The sequence below is a fragment of the Cyclobacterium sp. genome (assembly GCF_014762705.1).
Classification (GTDB): Bacteria; Bacteroidota; Bacteroidia; order Cytophagales; family Cyclobacteriaceae; genus Cyclobacterium.
In genome coordinates this window covers 126,448-148,185 of sequence record NZ_JABURL010000095.1, presented here as the reverse complement: position 1 = coordinate 148,185, position 21,738 = coordinate 126,448, and the positions used below count along the sequence as shown (strand labels likewise).

17 protein-coding genes are annotated in these 21,738 nt (G+C 43.3%); 4 read left to right on the top strand and 13 right to left on the bottom strand.

Features of this window, described 5'->3' with window-relative positions:
* Nucleotides 1–27 precede the first annotated feature (27 nt).
* Both aroB and HUJ21_RS18890 read right to left on the bottom strand, forming a co-directional pair.
* A complete protein-coding gene (aroB, locus tag HUJ21_RS18895) occupies nucleotides 28–1,065 on the bottom strand; it encodes a 3-dehydroquinate synthase (protein ID WP_291372085.1) in 1,038 nt (345 codons plus the stop codon).
* Between the two features lie 174 nt (nucleotides 1,066–1,239).
* Nucleotides 1,240–2,346 (bottom strand): chorismate mutase, encoded by a 1,107-nt coding sequence (locus HUJ21_RS18890; protein ID WP_166147563.1) that lies wholly within the window; start codon nucleotides 2,344–2,346, stop codon nucleotides 1,240–1,242.
* A gap of 417 nt (nucleotides 2,347–2,763) precedes the next feature.
* Here HUJ21_RS18890 and HUJ21_RS18885 point away from each other — a divergent pair, with 417 nt between their 5' ends.
* A complete protein-coding gene (locus HUJ21_RS18885; RefSeq protein WP_291372084.1) occupies nucleotides 2,764–3,966 on the top strand; it encodes a proline dehydrogenase family protein in 1,203 nt (400 codons plus the stop codon).
* 12 nt (nucleotides 3,967–3,978) lie between these two features.
* A complete protein-coding gene (gene lysS / locus HUJ21_RS18880; protein ID WP_291372083.1) occupies nucleotides 3,979–5,703 on the top strand; it encodes a lysine--tRNA ligase in 1,725 nt (574 codons plus the stop codon).
* A 77-nt stretch (nucleotides 5,704–5,780) separates the two neighbouring features.
* On the opposite strand, the gene HUJ21_RS18875 is transcribed toward lysS, so the two are convergent.
* Nucleotides 5,781–6,278, bottom strand: a complete 498-nt coding sequence (locus tag HUJ21_RS18875; protein ID WP_291372082.1) for a DinB family protein — start codon at nucleotides 6,276–6,278, stop codon at nucleotides 5,781–5,783.
* 153 nt (nucleotides 6,279–6,431) lie between these two features.
* On the opposite strand from HUJ21_RS18875, the gene HUJ21_RS18870 reads away from it, so the two are divergent.
* Both HUJ21_RS18870 and HUJ21_RS18865 read left to right on the top strand, forming a co-directional pair.
* Entirely contained in the window at nucleotides 6,432–7,418 is a 987-nt protein-coding gene (locus tag HUJ21_RS18870; protein WP_291372081.1) for a YafY family protein, read from the top strand.
* A gap of 7 nt (nucleotides 7,419–7,425) precedes the next feature.
* Nucleotides 7,426–8,139, top strand: a complete 714-nt coding sequence (locus tag HUJ21_RS18865) for a ThuA domain-containing protein (RefSeq protein ID WP_291372080.1) — start codon at nucleotides 7,426–7,428, stop codon at nucleotides 8,137–8,139.
* Between the two features lie 243 nt (nucleotides 8,140–8,382).
* Here the strand turns inward: HUJ21_RS18865 and HUJ21_RS18860 are convergent, their stop codons facing one another.
* The 10 genes from HUJ21_RS18860 to HUJ21_RS18815 all read right to left on the bottom strand — a co-directional run bounded on the left by HUJ21_RS18860 (nucleotide 8,383) and on the right by HUJ21_RS18815 (nucleotide 21,658).
* Complete coding sequence (locus HUJ21_RS18860) at nucleotides 8,383–10,785, bottom strand: FtsX-like permease family protein (RefSeq protein WP_291372079.1); 2,403 nt, start codon at nucleotides 10,783–10,785, stop codon at nucleotides 8,383–8,385.
* Between the two features lie 2 nt (nucleotides 10,786–10,787).
* Nucleotides 10,788–13,214, bottom strand: a complete 2,427-nt coding sequence (locus tag HUJ21_RS18855) for an ABC transporter permease (protein WP_291372078.1) — start codon at nucleotides 13,212–13,214, stop codon at nucleotides 10,788–10,790.
* Nucleotides 13,215–13,608: 394 nt separating this feature from the next.
* The gene (locus HUJ21_RS18850; RefSeq protein ID WP_291372077.1) at nucleotides 13,609–14,637 is read right to left on the bottom strand and encodes a sugar phosphate isomerase/epimerase; all 1,029 of its coding nucleotides are present in this window, start codon (nucleotides 14,635–14,637) and stop codon (nucleotides 13,609–13,611) included.
* A gap of 613 nt (nucleotides 14,638–15,250) precedes the next feature.
* Nucleotides 15,251–16,468 (bottom strand): hypothetical protein, encoded by a 1,218-nt coding sequence (locus HUJ21_RS18845; RefSeq protein ID WP_291372076.1) that lies wholly within the window; start codon nucleotides 16,466–16,468, stop codon nucleotides 15,251–15,253.
* Nucleotides 16,469–16,694: 226 nt separating this feature from the next.
* Nucleotides 16,695–17,444 carry a hypothetical protein gene (locus HUJ21_RS18840; protein ID WP_291372075.1) on the bottom strand — a complete coding sequence of 250 codons (750 nt, stop codon included), beginning with the start codon at nucleotides 17,442–17,444 and terminating at the stop codon, nucleotides 16,695–16,697.
* A gap of 324 nt (nucleotides 17,445–17,768) precedes the next feature.
* On the bottom strand, nucleotides 17,769–18,647 hold the full coding sequence (cysM, locus tag HUJ21_RS18835) for a cysteine synthase CysM (RefSeq protein WP_291372074.1): 879 nt from the start codon (nucleotides 18,645–18,647) through the stop codon (nucleotides 17,769–17,771).
* Nucleotides 18,648–18,658: 11 nt separating this feature from the next.
* Nucleotides 18,659–19,495 (bottom strand): serine acetyltransferase, encoded by an 837-nt coding sequence (locus HUJ21_RS18830; protein WP_291372073.1) that lies wholly within the window; start codon nucleotides 19,493–19,495, stop codon nucleotides 18,659–18,661.
* A gap of 14 nt (nucleotides 19,496–19,509) precedes the next feature.
* Nucleotides 19,510–20,088: a hypothetical protein gene (locus HUJ21_RS18825; RefSeq protein WP_291372072.1), complete on the bottom strand. Its 579-nt coding sequence runs from the start codon at nucleotides 20,086–20,088 to the stop codon at nucleotides 19,510–19,512.
* Nucleotides 20,069–20,356 carry a septum formation initiator family protein gene (locus tag HUJ21_RS18820; RefSeq protein WP_163380310.1) on the bottom strand — a complete coding sequence of 96 codons (288 nt, stop codon included), beginning with the start codon at nucleotides 20,354–20,356 and terminating at the stop codon, nucleotides 20,069–20,071. Before HUJ21_RS18820 ends, HUJ21_RS18825 begins: the two co-directional genes overlap by 20 nt.
* Nucleotides 20,357–20,431: 75 nt before the next feature.
* The gene (locus HUJ21_RS18815; RefSeq protein ID WP_291372071.1) at nucleotides 20,432–21,658 is read right to left on the bottom strand and encodes a carboxypeptidase-like regulatory domain-containing protein; all 1,227 of its coding nucleotides are present in this window, start codon (nucleotides 21,656–21,658) and stop codon (nucleotides 20,432–20,434) included.
* Nucleotides 21,659–21,738: the final 80 nt, after the last annotated feature.

Here is a 21,738-nt window from a genome sequence, read left to right as displayed (position 1 = left end):
GTGATGCATAAAGTCATCCCCATTTGGTTACTCTTCCAGGTTGTTGTAATATTCCAATGCCTCCACAACAGCCTCCCGGTCCACCACTATATTAAAATCACAATCTCCGATTTTTCTCAATAATGAGAAATTAAGTTTCTCTCCATCATTTTTCTTATCCTGAAAACAAAGTTTGATGATGGCATCAAAATCCTTGTCGGAAATGGATATTTTACCAAAAACGGCCAGCAACTTTTGCTGAATGATGTCCAGGTGAACTTTGTGAAGGCGCAAAAATTTATGGGACAGAAAAGCTTCCGTTACCATACCTATGGCGATGGCCTCCCCATGTAAAAGTTGGTAAGGGCTGTTGAGGTAGTGTGACTCAATGGCGTGCCCGATGGTATGTCCAAAATTGAGGATTTTTCTAAGGCCATTTTCTTTGGGGTCCTTGTCTACCACCTCCCGCTTGATTCCTACCGAAACTTCAATAATATCCTTCCAGGGTTGATTTTGCCAGTTTTCCGTCTTCAAACTATTGAAATAATTTTCGTTCCTGATGAGACCGTGTTTGATCACCTCAGCATAGCCTGAGCGCAATTCGGCCTCTGGTAGGGTTGTCAAAAATTCCTCACTGATTAAGACTCCTTCAGGCTGATTAAAAACGCCAATGTGATTTTTAAACCCATTAAAGTCAATACCCAATTTACCTCCCACACTGGCATCTACTTGTGAAAGCAAGGTAGTAGGGATATTGACAAATCGGATTCCCCGTTTATAGGTACTGGCACAAAAGCCTCCCATGTCTCCGGTTACTCCTCCACCAATATTAAGAATCAGGGTTTGACGGTCAAAATTATTGTCTGTCATCCATTGCCAGATTCCCTGACAAGTATCCAGGTTTTTATGTATCTCGCCAGCATCAAAGGCGTGCAGGCAATGTTCAGGTAGTCCTTCTGAAACAAGCGGGTAACAATGCTTGATGGTATGGCTGTCCATAATAACCCCTAACCTGGAATATTTTTTATTATGGAGATAACGCTGCAGATCCTCTGCGATATGGGAAGAAAATATGATTGTTTCCAAAACGGTTTTTTTTGGTAAAGATAAAAAATTAAACCCGTTTTATTTCCTGAATATTTGCTGCCAGGGGGTATACCACCTTCAGCCTGCTCTTTGCATAAAATTTGATCATAAGGCCTAACCTGAAAACCAAAACTGCCAAAAGAATACTACAATGAAATAAAACGGGCTTAACCGTCATACAGATTTGTTGGATGGTTGCTCCTGTCGTAATTTTTTCTCTTGTCGCTTAACTGATTCTTCATGAATGCAATAAAGCAACTCCTTCATAAATTTCTCGCTTAGGTTTTTGGCCATGCCCTTCTGGGTTCTGGAGTCCATGACCTGCTTCCAGCGATCGGCCTGAAAAACAGTAAGGTTGTGCTCACGTTTGTGAGAACCAATCTGATCGATGATGGAAAAGCGCTCAGCCAGAAGATCCAACAACTGATCATCCAGATGATCAACCGCATTTCTAAGGTCCTGCAATTTTTCTGAAGGATGCTCAGTCTGAAGGGTATGCTTAAAATCAATCTGATTTAAAATATCCTTGAGCTGCTGGGGGGTAACCTGTTGTTTGGCATCACTCCATGCATTGTCCGGATCATGATGGGTTTCAATCATCAGCCCGTCCAATCCAAAATTAATCGCTCGTTGGGCTGTTTCTAATAGTCCTGTCCTATTACCTACAATATGGCTGGGGTCATTGATCACCTGCATGCCTTTCCAAATCCTTTTCAGGTGAATGGGCATGGACCAGTTTGGTTTGTTCCGGAATTTCTTGTCGTAAGCATCACTGAATCCCCGGTGAATGGCTGCCAATTTGTTTACCCCTACTGCCTGTAGTCTTTCCAGGGCACCTCTCCAGAGTTCCAGATCCGGGTTCATCGGATTTTTCACCATCACAGGAATGTCCACACCTTTCAGAGCTTCAGCAATTTCCTGAACGGCAAAGGGGTTTACTGTAGTCCGGGCACCAATCCACAAGATATCTACTCCATGCTTCAAGGCGGATTCCACATGGGCGGTGTTTCCCACCTCAGTAGTAATCGGAATATTGAGCTGATGCCTGACGATTTCCATCCATTTCAAGCCATCTTCCCCGATACCTTCGAAGCTACCTGGCCTGGTTCTTGGCTTCCATATACCTGCCCTGAACACATCAGGGACCACATTTGCAGCGATCATATCCTGACAAACCTTTTCGATTTGTTCAGGTGTTTCGGCACTACAGGGTCCGGCGATGATCAGGTGCTCCTTGTCCAGGCCCAGGCCCCAGTCTTTCGTTTGTAAGTGATTTTCCATTGTTTGATTTACGGTTAAATAAAAAAGCCCGACTCTCTCGAATCGGGCTCCTGTGTTTGTTTATCTTTAATTATATTTTTTCAAGACAGTACGCAGCTCCGATTCGGCCGTGGGGACGAAAATAAAAGTAAAAAAAGCTAAAATATGTAGCCGCGAATTTTTTCATGCTTCAAATGTAACCTTTCCCCATTTAAAAATCAAACAGTAATTCATTTTTTTTATCCCATTATATACATTTAATCATTTCTATTTACCAGGTCATTACTTTATCCCGGTTTTATTTCCAAGGAAGACAAGTAATACAAGCCTTGGAATTGAATTTCACTTCCATAAGACTAAAAAATTCCGGTACAGGGCAAATAGAAAGTACAAATACATCTCTCAAGCTGTTTTTTTTGGTATCTTTGCCCCTTGAAAATGGAAAAAAAACCTGCTTTTTCTTTTGACAATCTGGAGACAGCTTTTGCCCACCTTTCGGACGATGAATTAAAAAAAACCCGTGCATTGTTCCGATTATTGGGCTATCCTGCCTTGGTGAAAACCGGACTTTGGCTAACCAAAATGGCCTTTTCACTGGGATTTCCTATGGAAAAAGTAGTCAAAAAAACCGTATTCCGACAGTTTTGCGGCGGGGAAAATATCGATTCCTGTAAACCTACAATTGATCGGCTGGCCAGGTTTGGGGTCAAATCCATACTTGATTATTCTGTAGAGGGAAAAAGTGAAGAAAGCAGTTTTGTTGCAGCCAAAGAGGAAATTATACGGACCATAGATGAAGCCGGCAAAAACGAAAATCTGCCTTTTGCTGTTTTTAAGGTTTCTGGAATAGTGGATACCCATCTGCTTACCCAGGCCCAGGAAAATCAGCCGCTTTCTGATCAAGCGGAAGCGTCCCTGTCTAAGGGTAAAGAAAGATTCATGGGTATTTGCCAGGAAGCATTTCAAAGCAATGTTCGCATCATGGTTGATGGAGAGGAAAGCTGGTTTCAGGGAATAATCGACCAATGGGTACAGGAAGCCATGAGGCAATTCAACAAAGAAAGAGCTTTGGTTTTCAATACCTATCAATTGTACCGGAAGGACATGCTGCGGAATTTGAAAGATGCGCATCACGATGCCGTAGCCAGGGGATATTTCCTGGGTGCCAAATTGGTGAGAGGAGCCTATATGGAGAAAGAGCGGGAAACGGCAGCTGCAAAAGGCTATCCTGACCCCATTCATGCGACAAAGTCAGCTACCGACCAGGCTTATGACAAGGCCCTGCAATTCTGCATCAACAACAAGCAAAGGATCTCCCTGGTCAGCGGATCCCACAATGAAATGAGCAATAGGGTTCTGGCTGAATTGATAGACCTGCATGGGCTTTCCCGTACGGATGAAAGGATTTATTTTTCTCAACTCTACGGGATGAGCGACCCCATTTCCTTTAACCTGGCCAAAGCTGGCTTTAATGTGGTCAAATACCTACCCTATGGGCCGGTAAAAGAAGTATTGCCCTACCTGGGCAGGAGAGCGGAAGAAAATTCCGGGATCTCCGGCCAAACAGGCAGGGAACTGAAACTGATCAAACAAGAGATACGCAGGCGTAAAAACCTGCCTGAATTTCCAACAATAGCATAACCACCTTAATACATGCAATTACTGAACGAACAGGAGATAGAAAGAAGAAAAGACAGGGAATCACTGATGCAGTTGGGCATTGACCCTTACCCTGCCTTGTCCTACCCCATCAATGCCTCTGCGGCAGATATCCATAAAAATTACGAAAATCGCAAAAACGACTACAAGAATATCAGCATAGCAGGAAGGCTAATGACCCGCAGGATTATGGGCTCAGCCAGTTTTGCGGAAATACAGGACAGTAGCGGCAGGCTGCAGATCTATGTGAGAAGAGATGACATTTGTCCGGAGGAAGACAAGACCCTTTACAATACCGTATTTAAAAAATTATTGGGCATAGGTGATTTCATTGGGCTTAAAGGCTTTATTTTCACCACCCAAACCGGAGAAATTTCACTTCATGTTCAGGAGTTGACCCTGCTTTCCAAATCCCTGAAACCGCTTCCTGTAGTAAAAAGGGATGAGGAAGGAAATGTTTATGATGGTTTTACCGACCCGGAATTGCGGTACCGGCAGCGGTATGTGGATTTGGTGGTCAATCCGGAGGTGAAAGACACCTTTGTGGCCAGGTCGCGGGTCATCTCTTCCATGAGAAGGTATTTTGATGATCATGGCTGGCTGGAAGTGGAAACCCCCATTCTTCAACAGGTACATGGCGGAGCAGCCGCCAAACCTTTCGACACCCACCACAATGCCCTTGACATTCCCCTGTTTTTAAGAATTGCCAATGAACTTTACCTGAAACGGTTGATCGTTGGCGGGTTTGAAGGGGTGTATGAAATTGGAAAAATGTTTCGGAATGAAGGTATGGACCGCACCCATAACCCTGAATTCACCTCCATGGAAATCTATGTGGCCTACAAAGACTATAACTGGATGATGGAAATGGTAGAGGACCTATTGGGGCAAATTGCCCAGGCCGTATTGGGCCAAACGCAGGCAAAGGTAGGTGAAAACACCATTGAATTTGCCGGGCCCTACAGAAGACTGACCATGTTTGAGTCCATTCAGGAATATGCAGGGGTGGATGTAAGCCAGATGGATGAAAAAGCCCTGAGGGCCGTTTGTGCAGATATGGGAGTCGAAGTAGATGACTCTATGGGAAAAGGAAAACTCATTGATGAAATTTTTGGTGAAAAAGTGGAAGACCACCTTATTCAACCCACCTACATCACCGACTACCCCATAGAAATGACCCCTCTTGCCAAAAAACACCGGGACAAACCCGGGCTGGTGGAAAGGTTCGAACTCTTTGTCAATGGAAAAGAAATCGCCAATGCGTACACAGAGCTGAATGACCCGGTCGATCAGCGGGAACGCTTCGAAGAACAGCTCAAACTGGCAGCCAGAGGAGATGATGAAGCCATGGCCATGGATGAGGATTTTCTGCGGGCATTGGAATATGGCATGCCCCCAACCTCAGGATTGGGCATAGGCATCGACAGGCTCTGTATGATGCTGACCAACAAAAGCACCATTCAGGAAGTCTTGTTCTTTCCACAAATGAAACCGGAGAAAAAAGTGCAGGTCGCTACAGACGATGATTTTATAGCAAGGGGTATTCATCCTGGTCTGGTACCGGCCATTCGGGAATTGAATATCCATACATTGGATCAGCTGAGGGGACAAAACCCAAACAAGTTGTTCAATGATGTCTGCGGAAAACGAAAAAAACTCAAACTGGAAGCCCCCAACCCTACCAAAGATGAGGTAGAAAACTGGATAAACGGAGCATAAATGGTTAAAGCCCGAAGTTGTAAAGCTTCGGGCTTTATTTTTTTATTTTCTACCGGAAGAAATATCACATCTACAGGTTACCGTTCCCAAAAATCTGGCGGTGCGATGCCCAATGCCCGAAGATAAACATATGCCTGGCCCCTGTGATGAATTTCATTGTCGATAAAGTACAGCAGGGTGCAGTATGTTTTGTCTTCGTATTGACCAAAGGCAAGTACCGTTTCCTGGTATTTATCCAATGTGATTTTGGGAAACCAGTGGTCGATTTCCTGAGTGGTTTCATCCCAGGTTTTCAACAGTTTTTCCTTGCTCTCGCCCAGGTCCAGGTTTTCATCCAATTCTTTCCACTCTCCTGTAGCCAGCCCCTTCACCCCTGGCCCGGCAATGGCGATCAGCTCCTTGACCATCTCCCCGAAACTGCGCATGCCTCCTAAACTAAAAGTAAACAATTGGTCGTCCGGAAAGGCCTCAATGACCCGCCTGGTCAACTTCCGGTGCCCCTGCCAATGGGCATGCATCTGGGAGATAGAAATGATTTGATGTTTGGTTTCGCTTTTTACTGCTTTGGTCTCCATAATGATCTTTATTTGGTTAGCATTTTATTGATATCCCAAATTAAACTCCCGACTGTGACAGCCCTATGTCAGCAGGCTTACCTTTTCCTCAAAAAAAATCATTGATTTTTTCAGACACTAAAAAATCCTTACATTGAATTGCATTTATAACAGATGAACAGACTAGACAGACTTACCGCTATTCTCACCCAACTGCAATCCAAAAGGCTGATCCGGGCCAATGAGATTGCGGAAAGATTTGGCGTAAGTCTCAGGACCGTTTACCGCGACATGCGGGCCCTGGAGGAGGCGGGTGTCCCTATCATCGGTGAGGCAGGACAGGGATATGCCCTGGTGGACGGTTACCGGCTTCCACCAGTCATGTTTACCCGGGAAGAGGCCTTGTCTTTCCTGGTGGCAGAAAAGGTCATTGAAAAAATGGTGGATAGAGAAAGTAGTAAAAATTTTCAAACTGCTGTTTACAAAATCAAATCAGTCCTTCGCCAACCGGAAAAAGATGCCATCGAGCACCTATCTTCCTACATTCAGGTGAGAAGGAAAAACAGCCTGCAAGCAGCTGGCAAGGAACAGGTACTGCAAGGGATATTGGATAGCCTTTCTGAAAACAAATTGATCGAAATCTGCTACACCACTTTCGCAGAAGAGCAGACCACCACCCGTATCCTCGAACCTATCGGGATTTACTTTGCTTTCGAACAATGGTATATGATCGCTTACTGCAGGTTAAGGAAAGATTACCGCACATTCCGGTTGGACAGGATAAATGGGTTAAAGGTTATGGAGGAAAAATTTGAAGGAGATCACCCCTCTCTTCAGGCTTACCTTGAAAAAATAGAGAAAGAGGAGAACCTGACCAAAGTGGTTATAGCAACAAAAAAATCAATGGTTAAATACCTCCATTCCCAACTTTATGACCAGGGATTTGTACTAAAAGAGGACTTCGGTGATACTGTTTTACTGACCTTTATGACCTGTTCTGTAGAAGGTTTTCTGAGGTGGATCATCATGATGGCCGATGAGGTGACCATCATACAGCCACAGGAATTAAAAGACCGTTTAAAAGATCTATTGGAAACCATGCTCCGCAGGAATTCAGACCCGGTGGCAGAATTCCCGAAAAGTGTCCCCAATATAAAATAAGCCCGCTATGAAAGCATTGTGTGTATTCCTGCTTATCTGTTTGTGCATGGCAAAGGTAACTTTTGCGCAGGATGAGAAAACCGCTGTCCTGGTAATCACCGGTGGGCATGGATTTGACCGCCCGGCTTTTTTTGAAATGATGGATGCTTTGGAAAACATGGAGTATAAAGAATTGGCCCAGCCCGATGCCAATGCATATTTTCTAAACCCTGAGGGATATGATGTGATCCTCTTTTATGATATGGTCCAGGAAATCAGCGAGGCGGAAAAGGCAGGTTTTGAACAAATGGTAGAGAAAGGAATAGGACTGGTATTTCTCCATCATGCCATCGTTTCCTACCAGGATTGGGATTTTTACCGGGCTGTATTAGGTGGTCGGTACATTGAAAATGGGGATGATACCCAAACGCAATCTAATTACCAGCATGATGTACATTTTGATGCCAGGATCGCAGATAAAGACCATCCTATCATCCGGGGCATGGAGGATTTTGAAATTTTTGATGAGATATATGGTCAGGTTTTTATTTCTCCGCAAGTAAATGTATTGATCAGCAGCTCCCATTCGGAAAGCATGGAACACCTGATGTGGACCCGGGAAGTCAACCCAAAAACCCGATCGGTATACCTGCAACCAAGCCACGGTCCCGGGATTTTTGACGATTCCCGGTACCGGGAATTGCTTAAAAACAGCATTGAATGGGCGGCATTTCGGAGGTGAAAGAAGAATGGCTGAAATTTTAAATTTACGGTTGATCCTAAATGATACAATACTACTAAGAGAGATAGGAAAAAGAACGGAAAATGAAAGAACATCGATTACAAATCCCCCTTTTAAAAGGGGGAAAAAGGGGGATTTTTGAGGGTCCCAATATTTTTCGGGAGGGATTTTGACGGGACCAACAGATTAAAAATAAACTAATAATTGGAGGGTGCCTGAAATAAAATGAAATCAACTGCATTTTCACTCACTAGACAGCACCTCGGCAGGATTTTTTTGGGCTATCTGATAGGTATGCAGGCCCACAATACCCAAGGTTGCAAGCAAGGCGAATAAGCCTGCCAAAAGATACAAGCCATAGGGCATATTGATCCGGTATTGAAAATCTCCCAGCCAATGGCCAAGGAAATACCAGGCGGGTGCAGCACCCAGCACAAAGGCTATCCCAATCAGAAGAACATATTCCTTTGACAAGCCAGCAATCAATTCCGATAGGCTAGCCCCCAAAACTTTGCGGATGCTCATTTCCTTGGTTTTCTGGGCAATAGTAAATGAAGTCAGGGCAAACAAACCAAGAAAACTGATGACCAAAGCCATGACCGTAGCCATACCAAGTATTTTTTGTAGTCTAATTTCAAATTGGTACAAGGCCCCGATGGTTTCATCAAAAAACTGGAATGCCAATTGGTCATCGGGGAAAAATGATTTACTAATTCCGTCAAGGGTAGATTTTGCCTGTTCCAGGTCAGCATTTCCATTTAACCTTAGACTGATCACGGAACTGTTTTCAGGCCGATAAAACATGACCATGGGTCTGATGTTTTCTCTCAGGGTTCGTGAATGAAAATCCGGGGTAACGCCCACGATCACTTGTTCCTTATCGTTGACGTTGAGAGCTAAGCCAAGGGCATCAGCCGGATTTCCAAAACCCATTTCCCTCAAAAATCCCTGATTGACCAACATTTCTCCGGGGACATTGCGGATGTTTCTTCCGCTCAATAGGTTAACCTTGTACACCCCTAAAAAATGGGAATCAATGGTTTTCACCTGGACCTCCATTTCCACATTGTTTCCATTTTTCTCTACCTCCGCATAGGTAGTCAAAAGCCCGCTGGAGGCCAAGGCGTCATTGCCCATCGATACCTGCTGAACAAAACTCTGTTGGGTGAGGCTGGCTTTGAAGCTTTCCTTTTTTTCTTGAGATTGATTGTAAGGAATCCTCAGGTGCATTACCTGCTCCTTGTCAAAACCAAGATCCTTTTTCATCAGAAAATTGATTTGATTGGAAACAACCAGGACAGAGATCACAAAGGCGATGGAAAGTGCAAATTGAAATACCATCAAATTTTTACGAATAAAATAACCGATTGAAAATCCGGAAAAATTTACATAATCTTTCTTCATCACCCTTTGGGGTTGGTACCATGATAATACCAATGCCGGGAAAATTCCGGAAACAGTTGTAAGAAAAATGCCAAGAACAAGCAAGAAAATCAGGGTAGGAAAGGCTGCATATTGAAGCCTTAAATCATTAGGAAGAAAGCCAGCAAAATACTGGCTCAGCATTTTTGATAAAAACATCCCCACAACCATTGAAAAAACCACAATGAGCCCGGTTTCAGCTAAAAACTGAAAAATTAACTGAGGCCTGCTGCTGCCGAGAGTTTTCCGAATACCCACTTCTTTGGCCCTGATCATGGACCTGGCCGTTTCCAGGTTGATAAAGTTCAAACCCGCCAAAGTGAGAATAAAAACGGCAATGACCATCAAACCGTTTAATACCATTTTATTCGCACCAGGATTATCGAAGTTATCATGAAAATGCAGTTCGCTGAGAGGCAACAAGCTAAATTCCATGGATCCGTCCTCCTCCTCATTAAGGTATTGGTCTGCAAGGTTCAATAATTTTGCTGATGCTTGTTCTACCTGTCCTCCCGCATATAATCTGACAAACAATTGAGAGGAAGAATTCACAGAATTCCAATTTTCAGTCTGGTAAAAATCCTTCTGGTCTGACATATTGCCGATAGCAAGGAAATCTGTAAATTTAATATCTGTTTTTTCCTCGAAATCTGCTACTACACCCACCACATCGGCCTGAATGGTATCATTGAAAAAATAGGTCAGCTCTTTGCCCATGATTTCATGGTAAGGCATTCCTGAAAAATACCGCTGAGCAGCTGAAGCCGTCAAGACTACCTGGTTTACTTCCCTTAGCGCAGTGCCTGGATTTCCAGCCAACCATTTTCGGGGAAACAAATCAAAAAATCCGGAATCCGTTAGTATCGCCTTATTGCCATTTTGGTACAGGCGATTTTCGGTTGCTTCAAATACCTTCACCTCCCAAAGTGTATAAAACTGGGCCATCCTCTCTATTTCCGGAACTTTTTCCTGAATCACAGCTGCCAGCGGAACAGGAACACCCCCGTTTAGCCAAGAGCCATCCAGGTATTTTGAAAGGGTATTCACCTGATAAGTTCTATCTGCATCAGGATGAAAACGGTCAAAACTGTATTCAAACCAAACCAATTGAAACACCAGAAAGCTAACCGCTATCCCCAGGGAAAGACCAATAATATGGACAAAAGTCCTTAATTTATTTCTTAAAATATTTCGGTAGGCGATAAGCAAATAATTTTTTAGCATAATTACTCTTTCCTAAAAGTATCTACCGGATTGACCAATGCCGCCCGAAAAGATTGGGAACTAACCGTTATCGCTGCAATTATCAATGCCAGGAGACCCGCCATGGCCATTACAATCCAGGAAACAGAAATGCTGTAGGCAAAATTTCCCAGCCATTGGCTCATGCCAAACCATGCCATTGGTAAGGCGATAACAAACCCTATTAATACCAGCGTTAAAAAGTCCTTTCCCAAAAGTAAAACGATGTTCCAGCTACTGGCCCCCAGCACCTTTCGGATGCCTATTTCTTTGATCCTTTGTTCTGTGGCATATGCAGTTAGCCCAAAAAGGCCCAATACGGAAATCAAAATGGCCAGACCGGCAAAAAAACCAAAAACCGTCCCTATTTTCTCTTCCTCCAGGTATTGTTCATCAAATTTATCGGCAACAAAGGTGATCTCCAGAGGGTAGTCGGGACGCATGGCCAGCCATTCTTCCCGAAGGTAAGCCAGGGTTTCCTCCCTGTGGTCTTTGCTGAGTTTTACCGCAACCTGGTTAAAGCGGGAGTCAGGTACCATAAAAACCATGGGACTGATGGGCTGATGCAGGGATTCGAAATGGAAATCCTTGACCACCCCGATGACCTGTCCCCTTCTGCTGCCATAATTGAACTGCTTGTCTATAGCCGCTGCCGGTGATGCCCAACCTATTGCCCTTACGGCCGATTCATTCAAAATAAAGGATTGGGAGGAGTCAGCTGCCATGTTGAAGTCGAAATCCCTGCCTTCCAGTATTTCCATACCGAAGACTTGCATAAAGGTATGACTGATATGTATATCGGAAATCCGGGTATTGATTGGTGTAAGGTTTCCATCCAATTCGGCCTGTGCTCCCTGGGAATCCAACAACCTGCCTGAGGGAATCCTGCTGGAAATGGCCACTTCCTCAATTCCCGGATGCTGCATCAGTCTGTCCCGCATAAGGGCATAGTTGCTGGAAAACTCCACAAATGCCGGGAGGATGGCAATTTCTTCTTTGTCAAATCCGAGATCCTTGTTTTTCATAAAATCCAACTGCCCGATCACCACCATAACAGCTACAATTAATACTATCGATATTGCAAACTGCCCTATCACCAAAAAAGACCTTAACTTCTCATGAATGGACCCTATCTTATAAGTGCCTTTCAACACATTGGCCGGCTGAAATCCGGAAAGAAACAATGAGGGATAGCTTCCGGCGATCAATCCCACAAAAATCACAAGGACCACAAAACCTGCCAGGTATTCAGGGTGATCCACCAGGTTCAGGCTTAACTCTTTACCTGTAAAGCTGCTGAACATCGGTAAAGTGAGCCAAACCAATAGCAATGCAACCAATAGGGCAAAAATAGACATCAGCGTAGTTTCTCCCATGAACTGTTTGACCAACAATTGCCGGTCTGCTCCCATCACTTTTCTAAGGCCCACTTCCAGTGCTCTTTTGGCAGAACGTGCCGTAGCCAAATTCATGAAATTGATGCAGGCGATCAATAAGATGAAAATGGCGATGGCGCCATAAATGTATACGTATTCTATATTGCTGTTGGGTTCGACTTCAGAGTCAAGATTGGAATGCAGGTGGATATCCGTCAAGGGCCATAAAAAGAGTTGCGTACCCAGGGAAGCAGGTATTCCCTGCCCGTTTGCGGGGATGTGGCGGTCCACAAAATCCGGAAGTTGGTCTATTATCCCATTCGGATCCACCCCTTCTTTCAACAAAAGATAGGTTGCAAAATTATTGCTCCCAAAATTCGTCATCATTGCCTCATATCCTCCATAGAAATTTACAACGGGCTCCATGGAAGCCAAAAAATCGGCCTGAAAATGCGAATTATCGGGAATGTCTGCCATGACCCCCCGGACCAGCCCATTAAAAACATTGGATCCCACCCTAAGTTCCAATGTTCTCCCCATCGGATCCTCTTCTCCAAAATATTTTTTCGCCATGGTTGAACTGATGACAAGGCCATCCGGAAAGGAAAGGGCATTTTGGGGGTTACCTTCCAGCATTTCCCATGAAAAAACATTAAATACCGATGGATCGGCAAAAAACAGCCGGTCTTCCTTAAACACCTTATCTTCTTCCCGGATGATTACCGAAGTATTCATCAGCCGCACCACTTCTACTACCTGATCCTCAAAATCAGATTTCAACAATGGGCCAAAAGGTGGTGCGGCATGACCAAGGTGCAGGCTAACGGCCCCATCCTGGTTGTACCAGGCCCTTGAGACCCTGAATATCCGGTCTGATTTTTCATGGTATTGGTCATAGCTGAGTTCATGTTGCACAAACATAAAGATCAAAATGCTGGAGGCCATTCCTACTGCCAACCCAAAAATATTGATCAGGGTGTAGCTTGGGTTTTTATTCAGGTTTCGGAGGAATATCTTAAAGTAACTTTTTATCATATCCTTTGACGTTGAGCAGGAAGACGGAATTTTCCTGTCTTTTATAAAAACCCAATATGGTGCCAGTCCGAAAAACTGTTTTCAGGGCTGATAAAGGTTATTTTTACCTTTACAATTGAAAAAATCCGAACACTTTTGTCCGCTCACGGGCGAGTTGAAATAGCAATTGATTTTCCAGAGACTTCAATTTGAGGTATGTTGAACCACTTTTATCAATAGATGATTTGATTGGCTTAGAATTATGGAATCATAAAAACCGAAGGATAAAATGAAATACTCATATTTGTATTATTTCACTATACCCGTCAACTCAAGGAGACAAACCTATCCATATCCAGGGGTGGGAAATATCCAAAACCCCAAAAAATTAAAAGGGGCTTTGGATAAAATAACATTAAGCAAGCGCAGATTTGCAATATTCCAGACATTGCTGAACCTCCTTTATGGCATCCGAACCTTCAGGGATCTGGTGTTCCAACTCAATGGAAGCAGGAAATTTATATTTATTTTTACGCATCATTTGCAAGATTTCCACAATAGGGGTATCACCGGTTCCCCAGGGAAGATTGCCTTTGCCGTTGGCTGGCGTCTGCCGGTCTTTGGTATGCATGCTCAAAATTCTGCTGTGTTGTTTTTCCAGCAGTGCCATGATATCCGTATGCCCGGCAGCAATGTAATGACCGGCATCAAAATTCAAGGCATTTCTTGGACTCTGGGCCAGTGCAGTATCCCAAAAGGTAAAGGTCTGCTGCTCATGCCCATGGTAGGCCACAGCCATCTTGTGTTGCTCTCCCATTTTACCCAGTTTCAATGTATGGGCATCATCGGAAGGGTGTTCCAAAGTGACGTGGGAAGCCCCCAATGCTTTGGCAGCTTTCATACCATAGGCAATTTCGGCATCTGAATTGCTTTTACCGAAGGCACTGGGTTTAAAAGCATAAATACTGACACCGGCATCTTTGTACATCTTTCGGAGCTGTTCAAATTTTTTAAAATCCACCTGATTTCTCCATTTCGCGACCTCTGTGCCATAGGCTGCCGCCTCTTCCTGAAGGGAAGCGAATTCTTTGGCCTCTTCAGCTGTCAGGGCTTCTCCACTTCGCTGTTTACCTCTCAATTGATACATCCGTCTTCGGTTTAAATCCGATTCGGGCATACCCGCAAAGGATTCAGCCGGTCCTCCCATCAATTCGATGGCACTGATACCGCAGTCGGTGACATATTTCAATGTGGCTTCGGCACTTTGATCCTGCAGTGAGCGGAAGGAATAGGTAATGCATCCGATCTGCACGCCATTGATATTAGAATCAGGTTTGTTATACCTTTTAATAATGGCGGGTGCGCCATTTAACCAGGACGGGGCCAAAGCCATACCGGCAGCACCAAAGGCCGATTTGATTAAAAATGCTCTTCGCTTGTTCATATGTTTATAATTTTGATTTATAATGGGCATAACTTGTACCGTGACAAAGAAAACGGGATAGCCTGTCCCTATACCAGGGTGAATCTTGCCGTGATAATCATCCCACTGTGCAACCCTTTCATCATGCTCGATTTCTTGTCAGTTTATTTAAAATTCCGGGCATAATATAGCCATTATTTTTGTGGGGATTTTGCGATATACCTGTTTAACCCGAAATATGCTCCAGGAATTCTATGCCATGAGGCACAGGTTGCAGCCCGACCCCATTACAAAATCAGTCACTTCATTGCAATTTCAAATAATCATTGAAATATTTAAAATTATTTTGAAATTTCAGCCTTTCCCGCTGCCTGGGACAGGCTATTATGAAACCTAAAACTTAATCAGGATAAAAAACTAAGGTACAGTGAAGCAGTACGCTTGCGCCCCCCTTTCCCCCTATAAATGGGGGAAAGGGGAATTTAGGTTTATCTTTCCAAATTGAAATATCCCTGGAGCAGGTCGTTTTGATAGCAATACCGGAACCTTAACTGCAATAACACCCCTACTCCCTTATAAAATAGAGGCCTATCATTGGTAAATGCCTTTGGGGATTCTTTATTTTTTTAAAAGCTTACCTCTTCCTTTTACTTTTGATATCTTCAAAAATGGCGGTTAGGGTTTCCCGGTTAGATTCCAGATCCAAACCGACCTCCTGAGCCAGGGCTTCCAGATCCGGTTCCTTTCCCTCATTGATAAAAGGAAGTGCCAGGGCCATCAGTTCATTTAACTTTTTCATTTCCACATCCGGATCTTCCTGATCTACATCCTCTTCGAATAGCAATTCATAAGGCATGAGTTCGATTTCCTTTTTCAGAATCTCCTGAGCTGCGGACAACATGGAGGGGCGGACATAGATATCTGCCGGCACCTCAACCTGTACCCCTAGTTTTTGAAAGATTTTGGCTAAAGCCATGTAACCTTTTTCCGTCATGGCTGTTACTTGAAGAAATTTCTCCTCCTTGTCATAATAAGCCGCAGCAAAGTGAGGCTTATTTTCCATGCCAGGTAATTTCATGCGGTAAACCATATCTATCCTGTCGACTTGAAATTCCTTCTCCAAATCTGCTTCTTTCAGGTCAACATCTTCCAATTCGGACAGGACAACTTCCAGCACCTCCCCTTCATGAACGGTCAGCGGGTAATTGGAACGGCCAAAGAGCATCATATAGGGTACCGGATTTTTGGCAACATCCTTCATCAATGCATACTCATCTGTAATGCCTGGGTTGATCTCGGTAGCAAAAAAGAAAACATCATCCGCTGAAAAACTCTTATAACCGCCCAATGGTCCATAAGTTTGCCAACAAGAACCATTGAAGCCGATGAGGTTAAACCAAAGTTCTATGGGTCCACTTTTTAATATATCCGAAATTCCTGTGGAATATAGCAGGTAGGTATCTCCTGAAAACACATCTTCCATGGAATAAAAATCAGCTTCCGGACTGTCTAAAATTCTGGCAAAACTAAATTCCCAAGGTGAAGATGCCTGCTGCTCCAGCCAGGATTTGTCTGTTGCTTCAAGGCGATTTATGGCCGCATGCTTTAAATATTTATGAATCAATCCACTCTCTTTCATTACCCGGTGGATGATGTATTGGGATTTCAACATGTTATACCAGCTCTTGTCTATGCTTTGGGTAATGTGCCGGTAAGTTCCCAACCTTTGATCTGCTTCTTTGGCAAGTTTGTCCTTTTCTGCCGCATAGTAGAGTAAAAACTCATCCAGAATTCGGGAAGTGAATATCGAGTTTGACTGACAGGCAGCCTTGATTGCAGTATAGTTTTTCATAGTCAGAAATATACGAGAATCGAAAAGTTTGACCAAGTGGTTTTTTACAAGTAGCAACTTTCGAATTGATTTTGTTACTTGATTTTTACCTTTTATCCAAACACAGTCCCAAAAACCAACCTTTGTCTGTGGATCTGGTGAATTATTCCCTGCAGCCCCCCCTTAAAACTTCCATTCATTTGCTTTTCCCAGGCAGTAATTAAACGCGAAATTTGACTGTAAATCTTCATCGGGATTCCGGATTTTCCCCAAAATCAAAACCGTAAACAAGATTGGGTTTGAAGTGCATGGCAACAGTTAACACCAGAAGAACAACAGGCATTACCAGATCCCTTGTCAGGAGCTTTTGCTCCACAAGCGATTCTACATAATCCTGGCTTAGACTAAAAAGGATTAGTAAGAGACCAAAAAGACAGCAAATCCAAGTCAGCCATCTTTTTATTTTCCGTTGTTCCGAATAATGAATATTAATCGGTTGGGCAAAAAACAATAACCTCAGCCCTAAAAGGTAATAAATCAGAAGTGAACAAAGTAAAAGTTCATGGGACCAGACAAAAGTAAACGCCGAACCGCCAGGTATTTCGAATTCTATTGGTTGGTTGACCTGGGAGGTAGAAAACAAAAAACCTGGCAACTCCTTCCTGGTGAGGATGAGTACCACCGGAATTGATAGCAGAATTAATGGAAGAAAATGGAGTAAATCCAGGTAGTTGTTGCTTTTAGAACCAACTAGTGAATTTCGGATAAAAAAGTAAAAAAAGGGACCTACACAAAACATTAGGATATACATCAGAATTGATAGCCACCCGACAATAAATTCATAATGCTGGGTAAAAAGGAATCCACTAAAAAACAGTAGTGCAAACCCCATATATTGCTGAGAGACTTTTGCTCTCTTACCAGCCAGGATCAAAATAATTGCATTTATGATGGCAAGGCTTAAAACAAAATAAGCTACTAATTCACCAAATTCCATAGGTTAATTTTGGATACGAGTCCTGATAGAATGATAAAAAGTATGCCAAACTCATATAAAAACCAAGGAAAGCTTGAAATATTAAGAATCCTGCTTGACGGTTATTTAATGATACTGATTCCAGTATATTATTGATAGATTTAACTCAATTGTACTATAGCTAAGTACCAATAGGGTTGCGTCCATACTTTTGGTAAGTTCCCTTTTGACCTTATTCAACATCCTTATAATAACAGGTACATCCAACAATCGAAAATGGGAAAACCAACTCTGTTTAGTAGTAATTAGCAGTGGAAAAAAGTTGATTTAAAAAGTTTGTATGGCTTAGCCAAACAGATTGGAACTCAAATACCGATCACCCCTATCGCAGGTAATGCACACGATCAAGCCTTCTTCAAGTGTTTTGGAAAGCTCCAAAGCTGCAAAAAGTGCTCCTCCGCTACTCATCCCAGCCAGAATACCTTCTTCCTTGGCCATTCTGCGGGTCATCGCGGTGGCCTGTTCTTCACTGACATCGATCACCTGATCAACCCTTTCAGGTTCGAAAATTTTAGGCAAAAATTCCGGGGACCACCTCCTGATCCCGGGAATACTGGACCCATCGGTAGGTTGGGTACCTACAATGCGGATGTCTTTGTTTTGCTCTTTCAGGTACCGTGACACCCCCATGATGGTACCGGTGGTACCCATAGCGGAGACAAAATGGGTGATCTTCCCTCCCGTATCCCGGTATATTTCCGGGCCCGTGGTCTGGTAATGGGCCCTGTAGTTATCTGGGTTGGCAAATTGGTTCAGCATAAAATATCCCTTGTCGGCAGCCATTTCCTCAGCCAGGGTTCGTGCATATTCTATGGTTTTTTCTGCCGGCGTAAGGACCACTTTGGCACCATAGGCCTCCATGGATAAAATCCGCTCCCTGGTGGAGTTATCCGGCATAATCAGGGTCATTTCTACCCCAAGCAAGTTGGCTACCATGGCCAGGGCAATTCCTGTGTTTCCTGAGGTGGCCTCCACAAGTTTGGATCCTCTTCCGATTTCTCCCCTATCCAAGGCCTGCCGGATCATGTAATAGGCGGCCCTGTCTTTTACAGAGCCTCCTGGGTTTTGCCCCTCCAGTTTACAGAAAATTTTGACTTTGGGATTTACAGGAATCTGCTCCAGTTCAATTAAAGGGGTTTTCCCTATTAATTCAAATAACTTCATAGATGGGTATTTCAGGCATCACTTTTCAGTACATAAAAGTCTGTCAGGTTTGATGCCCCGTCATAAATTTTTGTCTGGTAATAAATTTTGCTTTTTGGGGGAATACTTTTGGTCAGCCAGACATTTCCACCCACTACGCTGCCCTTCCCTATAACGGTATCTCCACCCAATATGGTGGCACCGGCATAAATGACCACATCGTCCTCTATAGTGGGATGCCTTTTTTTATCCGCATCTTCTTTGTTGACACTCAAAGCACCTAAGGTTACCCCCTGATATATTTTTACCCGATCACCCACTCGGGTCGTTTCTCCAATCACAATCCCGGTGGCATGGTCAATGCAGAAAAAACGACCAATTTTGGCTCCGGGATGTATGTCAACTCCTGTCTTTCCATGGGCATATTCGGTAATCATTCTTGGAATAAGGCCAATTCCCAGTACGTGCAATAAATGTGCTATGCGGTAGGCTGCAATGGCATAAAATCCTGGATAACAACGGATAATTTCAGTCTTGGACTTTGCGGCGGGATCCCCTTCAAACATGGCCTGCAAATCTTCGTGTAGCTTTTCAAATACTTCTGCTTCCAGGCGATCAAAGAATGCTTCAGCCAGGGCTTGCCCATCGCCTTTGTGCAAAACCACATTTTTCTTAAGCACACTCGTAAGTTGCTCCCTCAATTGAAAGAACTTCTTTTCCAGATTGTCACGGTCTCTAAGGATCTCATTGGCATGCTCCGGAAACAATATGCCCAGAATATCATCAAAAAAGCGACTGATCACTTTGGGGGAAGGGCATTCCGGACAGTGGTTGTGGGCTTCGTGCAATCGGTCTATAAATGAATCCATGCTTTGTTGTAACTTTAGAATACAAAACCCACTCTGATGACATATGGTTCATTATAAGGAGACCTTCTATTGTCATAGCTAAAGTTGTACAATAGCATGAAGTTCATTCCCCCTCTTTCTCCAAAGGGGGTAAAATAACCTGCACCTGCAAACAAGCCAGGAACCCAATCCCTGGTAAAGATCACATCAGTGGTATTTGGGATAGGATTGGCCACCTCTACATTGAGCGCTTCATATTCCGCATGTAAAAATATTTTCGGCAAAACATTAAACCTGTTGAATATCCTGGCCCCATATATATGGGCATCCCCATTTTGATAAAATCGGTTGTTTAAATATTGGTAGGTAGCTCCCAGACCTGCTGAATACCTTTCGGTGATCATTACCCCGGCCAGAGGAGATACTTCCACGAAAGTGATGGTTCCAAATTGAAGGCTTCCATTGCCACCAAAGTACAAACGTTCTTTTAAGGGTGGATTCTCTTCGGGATAAATCTGTCTTTGCCCATGGGCTTCAAAATCCTGAAAAATAAAAATTCCCAGCAGTAGAACGCAGGTGCATTTTTGTATTAAATCATTCTTCCACAATAACATACAGGTCTTCCGTTTTCCTTTTCATCAAATAGCGTTCCCGCGCAAACTTTTCCAACAGCTCATAATTGCTCAGCAATTCTTCTCTTTCAGCCTGTATTTTTTCTTTTCGCTCCTGGTAAAATTCCTTTTGATTTTCCAAATCATTTAATTTGGACCGGAGTTTGAAATGGCTGATGATATCATTGCTGTCAATAAAAACCATCCATATGATGAATAAAACGGTAAATACGAAGTAGAAGTTTTTGGTGTACCTGATGTATTTGGCCATTTCTTTACTTAATGTTTTCCCAAATATAGGAAAACTAATGTCAACCATCCAAAAATGCCCTATCCCTTGTACGTATTATTCAGGCAATTTATAATCCATTGGTAAATCATCCCCCATTCTTTGCCAGCTCCAATACCCCTCCAGATACAGGGAAAGGGGATTGGCCTCCAATCCGGTTGGATATATCGATACAGGAGCCGTTTGCCTTAAAAATGAAACAGGATAGGGGGATCTGGGAGCTTTACCTGGTACAAATGAATGGATAAACTCCCTGCTGATTTTCCCTCTGGTAAAGGTGATTTGCAAAAAATCATCAAACTCTAAAATAAGTTCTCCATCAGTGACAGTGCTATATTCCGATTCTTTTAGTGGGTCGGATTCTACTTTATCAATTATTTTTGGAAGAGACTCCTTGCTAACAATTGCCGATAAAGAGTCCCTGAAAATGCTATAGGGTAAATCCTTTGAAATTTCAAGTTGCTGTTTTGCCTCAAGAATTCTCCTATCTGATGGCCGTTCAGGATTAGGAACTTGCTTCATTTTTCTGACTTCAAACCCTTCCATATCTGTAGTACTTTCCAGAAGACTTCGCTTAAAATGCAACCAGGAACCCAGGTATGCCGATGACCGGTTTCTTTTCCACCTGCGTTGTTTTATCTTCCCACCATCCATTTCGGTATACCTGGGATAACCCAAATAGTGAAATATTTTTTTTTCGGTATCCAACACAAAGGAGTTCAAAAGATAATTTATGCGGTATCCAAGTGCATGATTTTCTATAATTAAAAAGTCTGTACTGTAAACTTTCAGAAACGATTGATCAAAGTCAATGACCAAAACCTCCGGATTAATAATATTGCAGCTTGTGGCAAAACGGCTGTTACCCAAAAAATGGTATTCAAAGAGCTTCAGGTTTTCGTACCATTCACTGCTCCTTTCTCCATCCACTTGCAATTCATTCAGGTCGATAGGCTTCTGCGCCATCTCAAAAACAAACCGGGGCAGCTCACCTGAGAAATCTGCCGAATAAACCAGGTTTTCATATCCAACCAAAGACAGAACCAGTTCATAGTGGCCTGCTTCCATTTCCAGTTCAAACTTTCCGTTTTCATTTGCCACGGTACCCTCAGCAGTATTGTTTACAAATACTGTGACAAAAGACAAGGGCAAATTTGTTTCCTCGTCCACTACCCTTCCTTCTACCTTGATCTTCTGGGCCATCAAAGGAATGCTGAGGGTTGATCCCAGCAAAAGCAGCAGTAAGCCCAGTGAAATGCTTGCCGCCATTTTAATTGTTTCCATATTATAATAAACCTAAGAATTTGGGAAACAAAAACCAATTCTTATTTAACAGAAAAAACGGATGTATTTCAAACTGTATT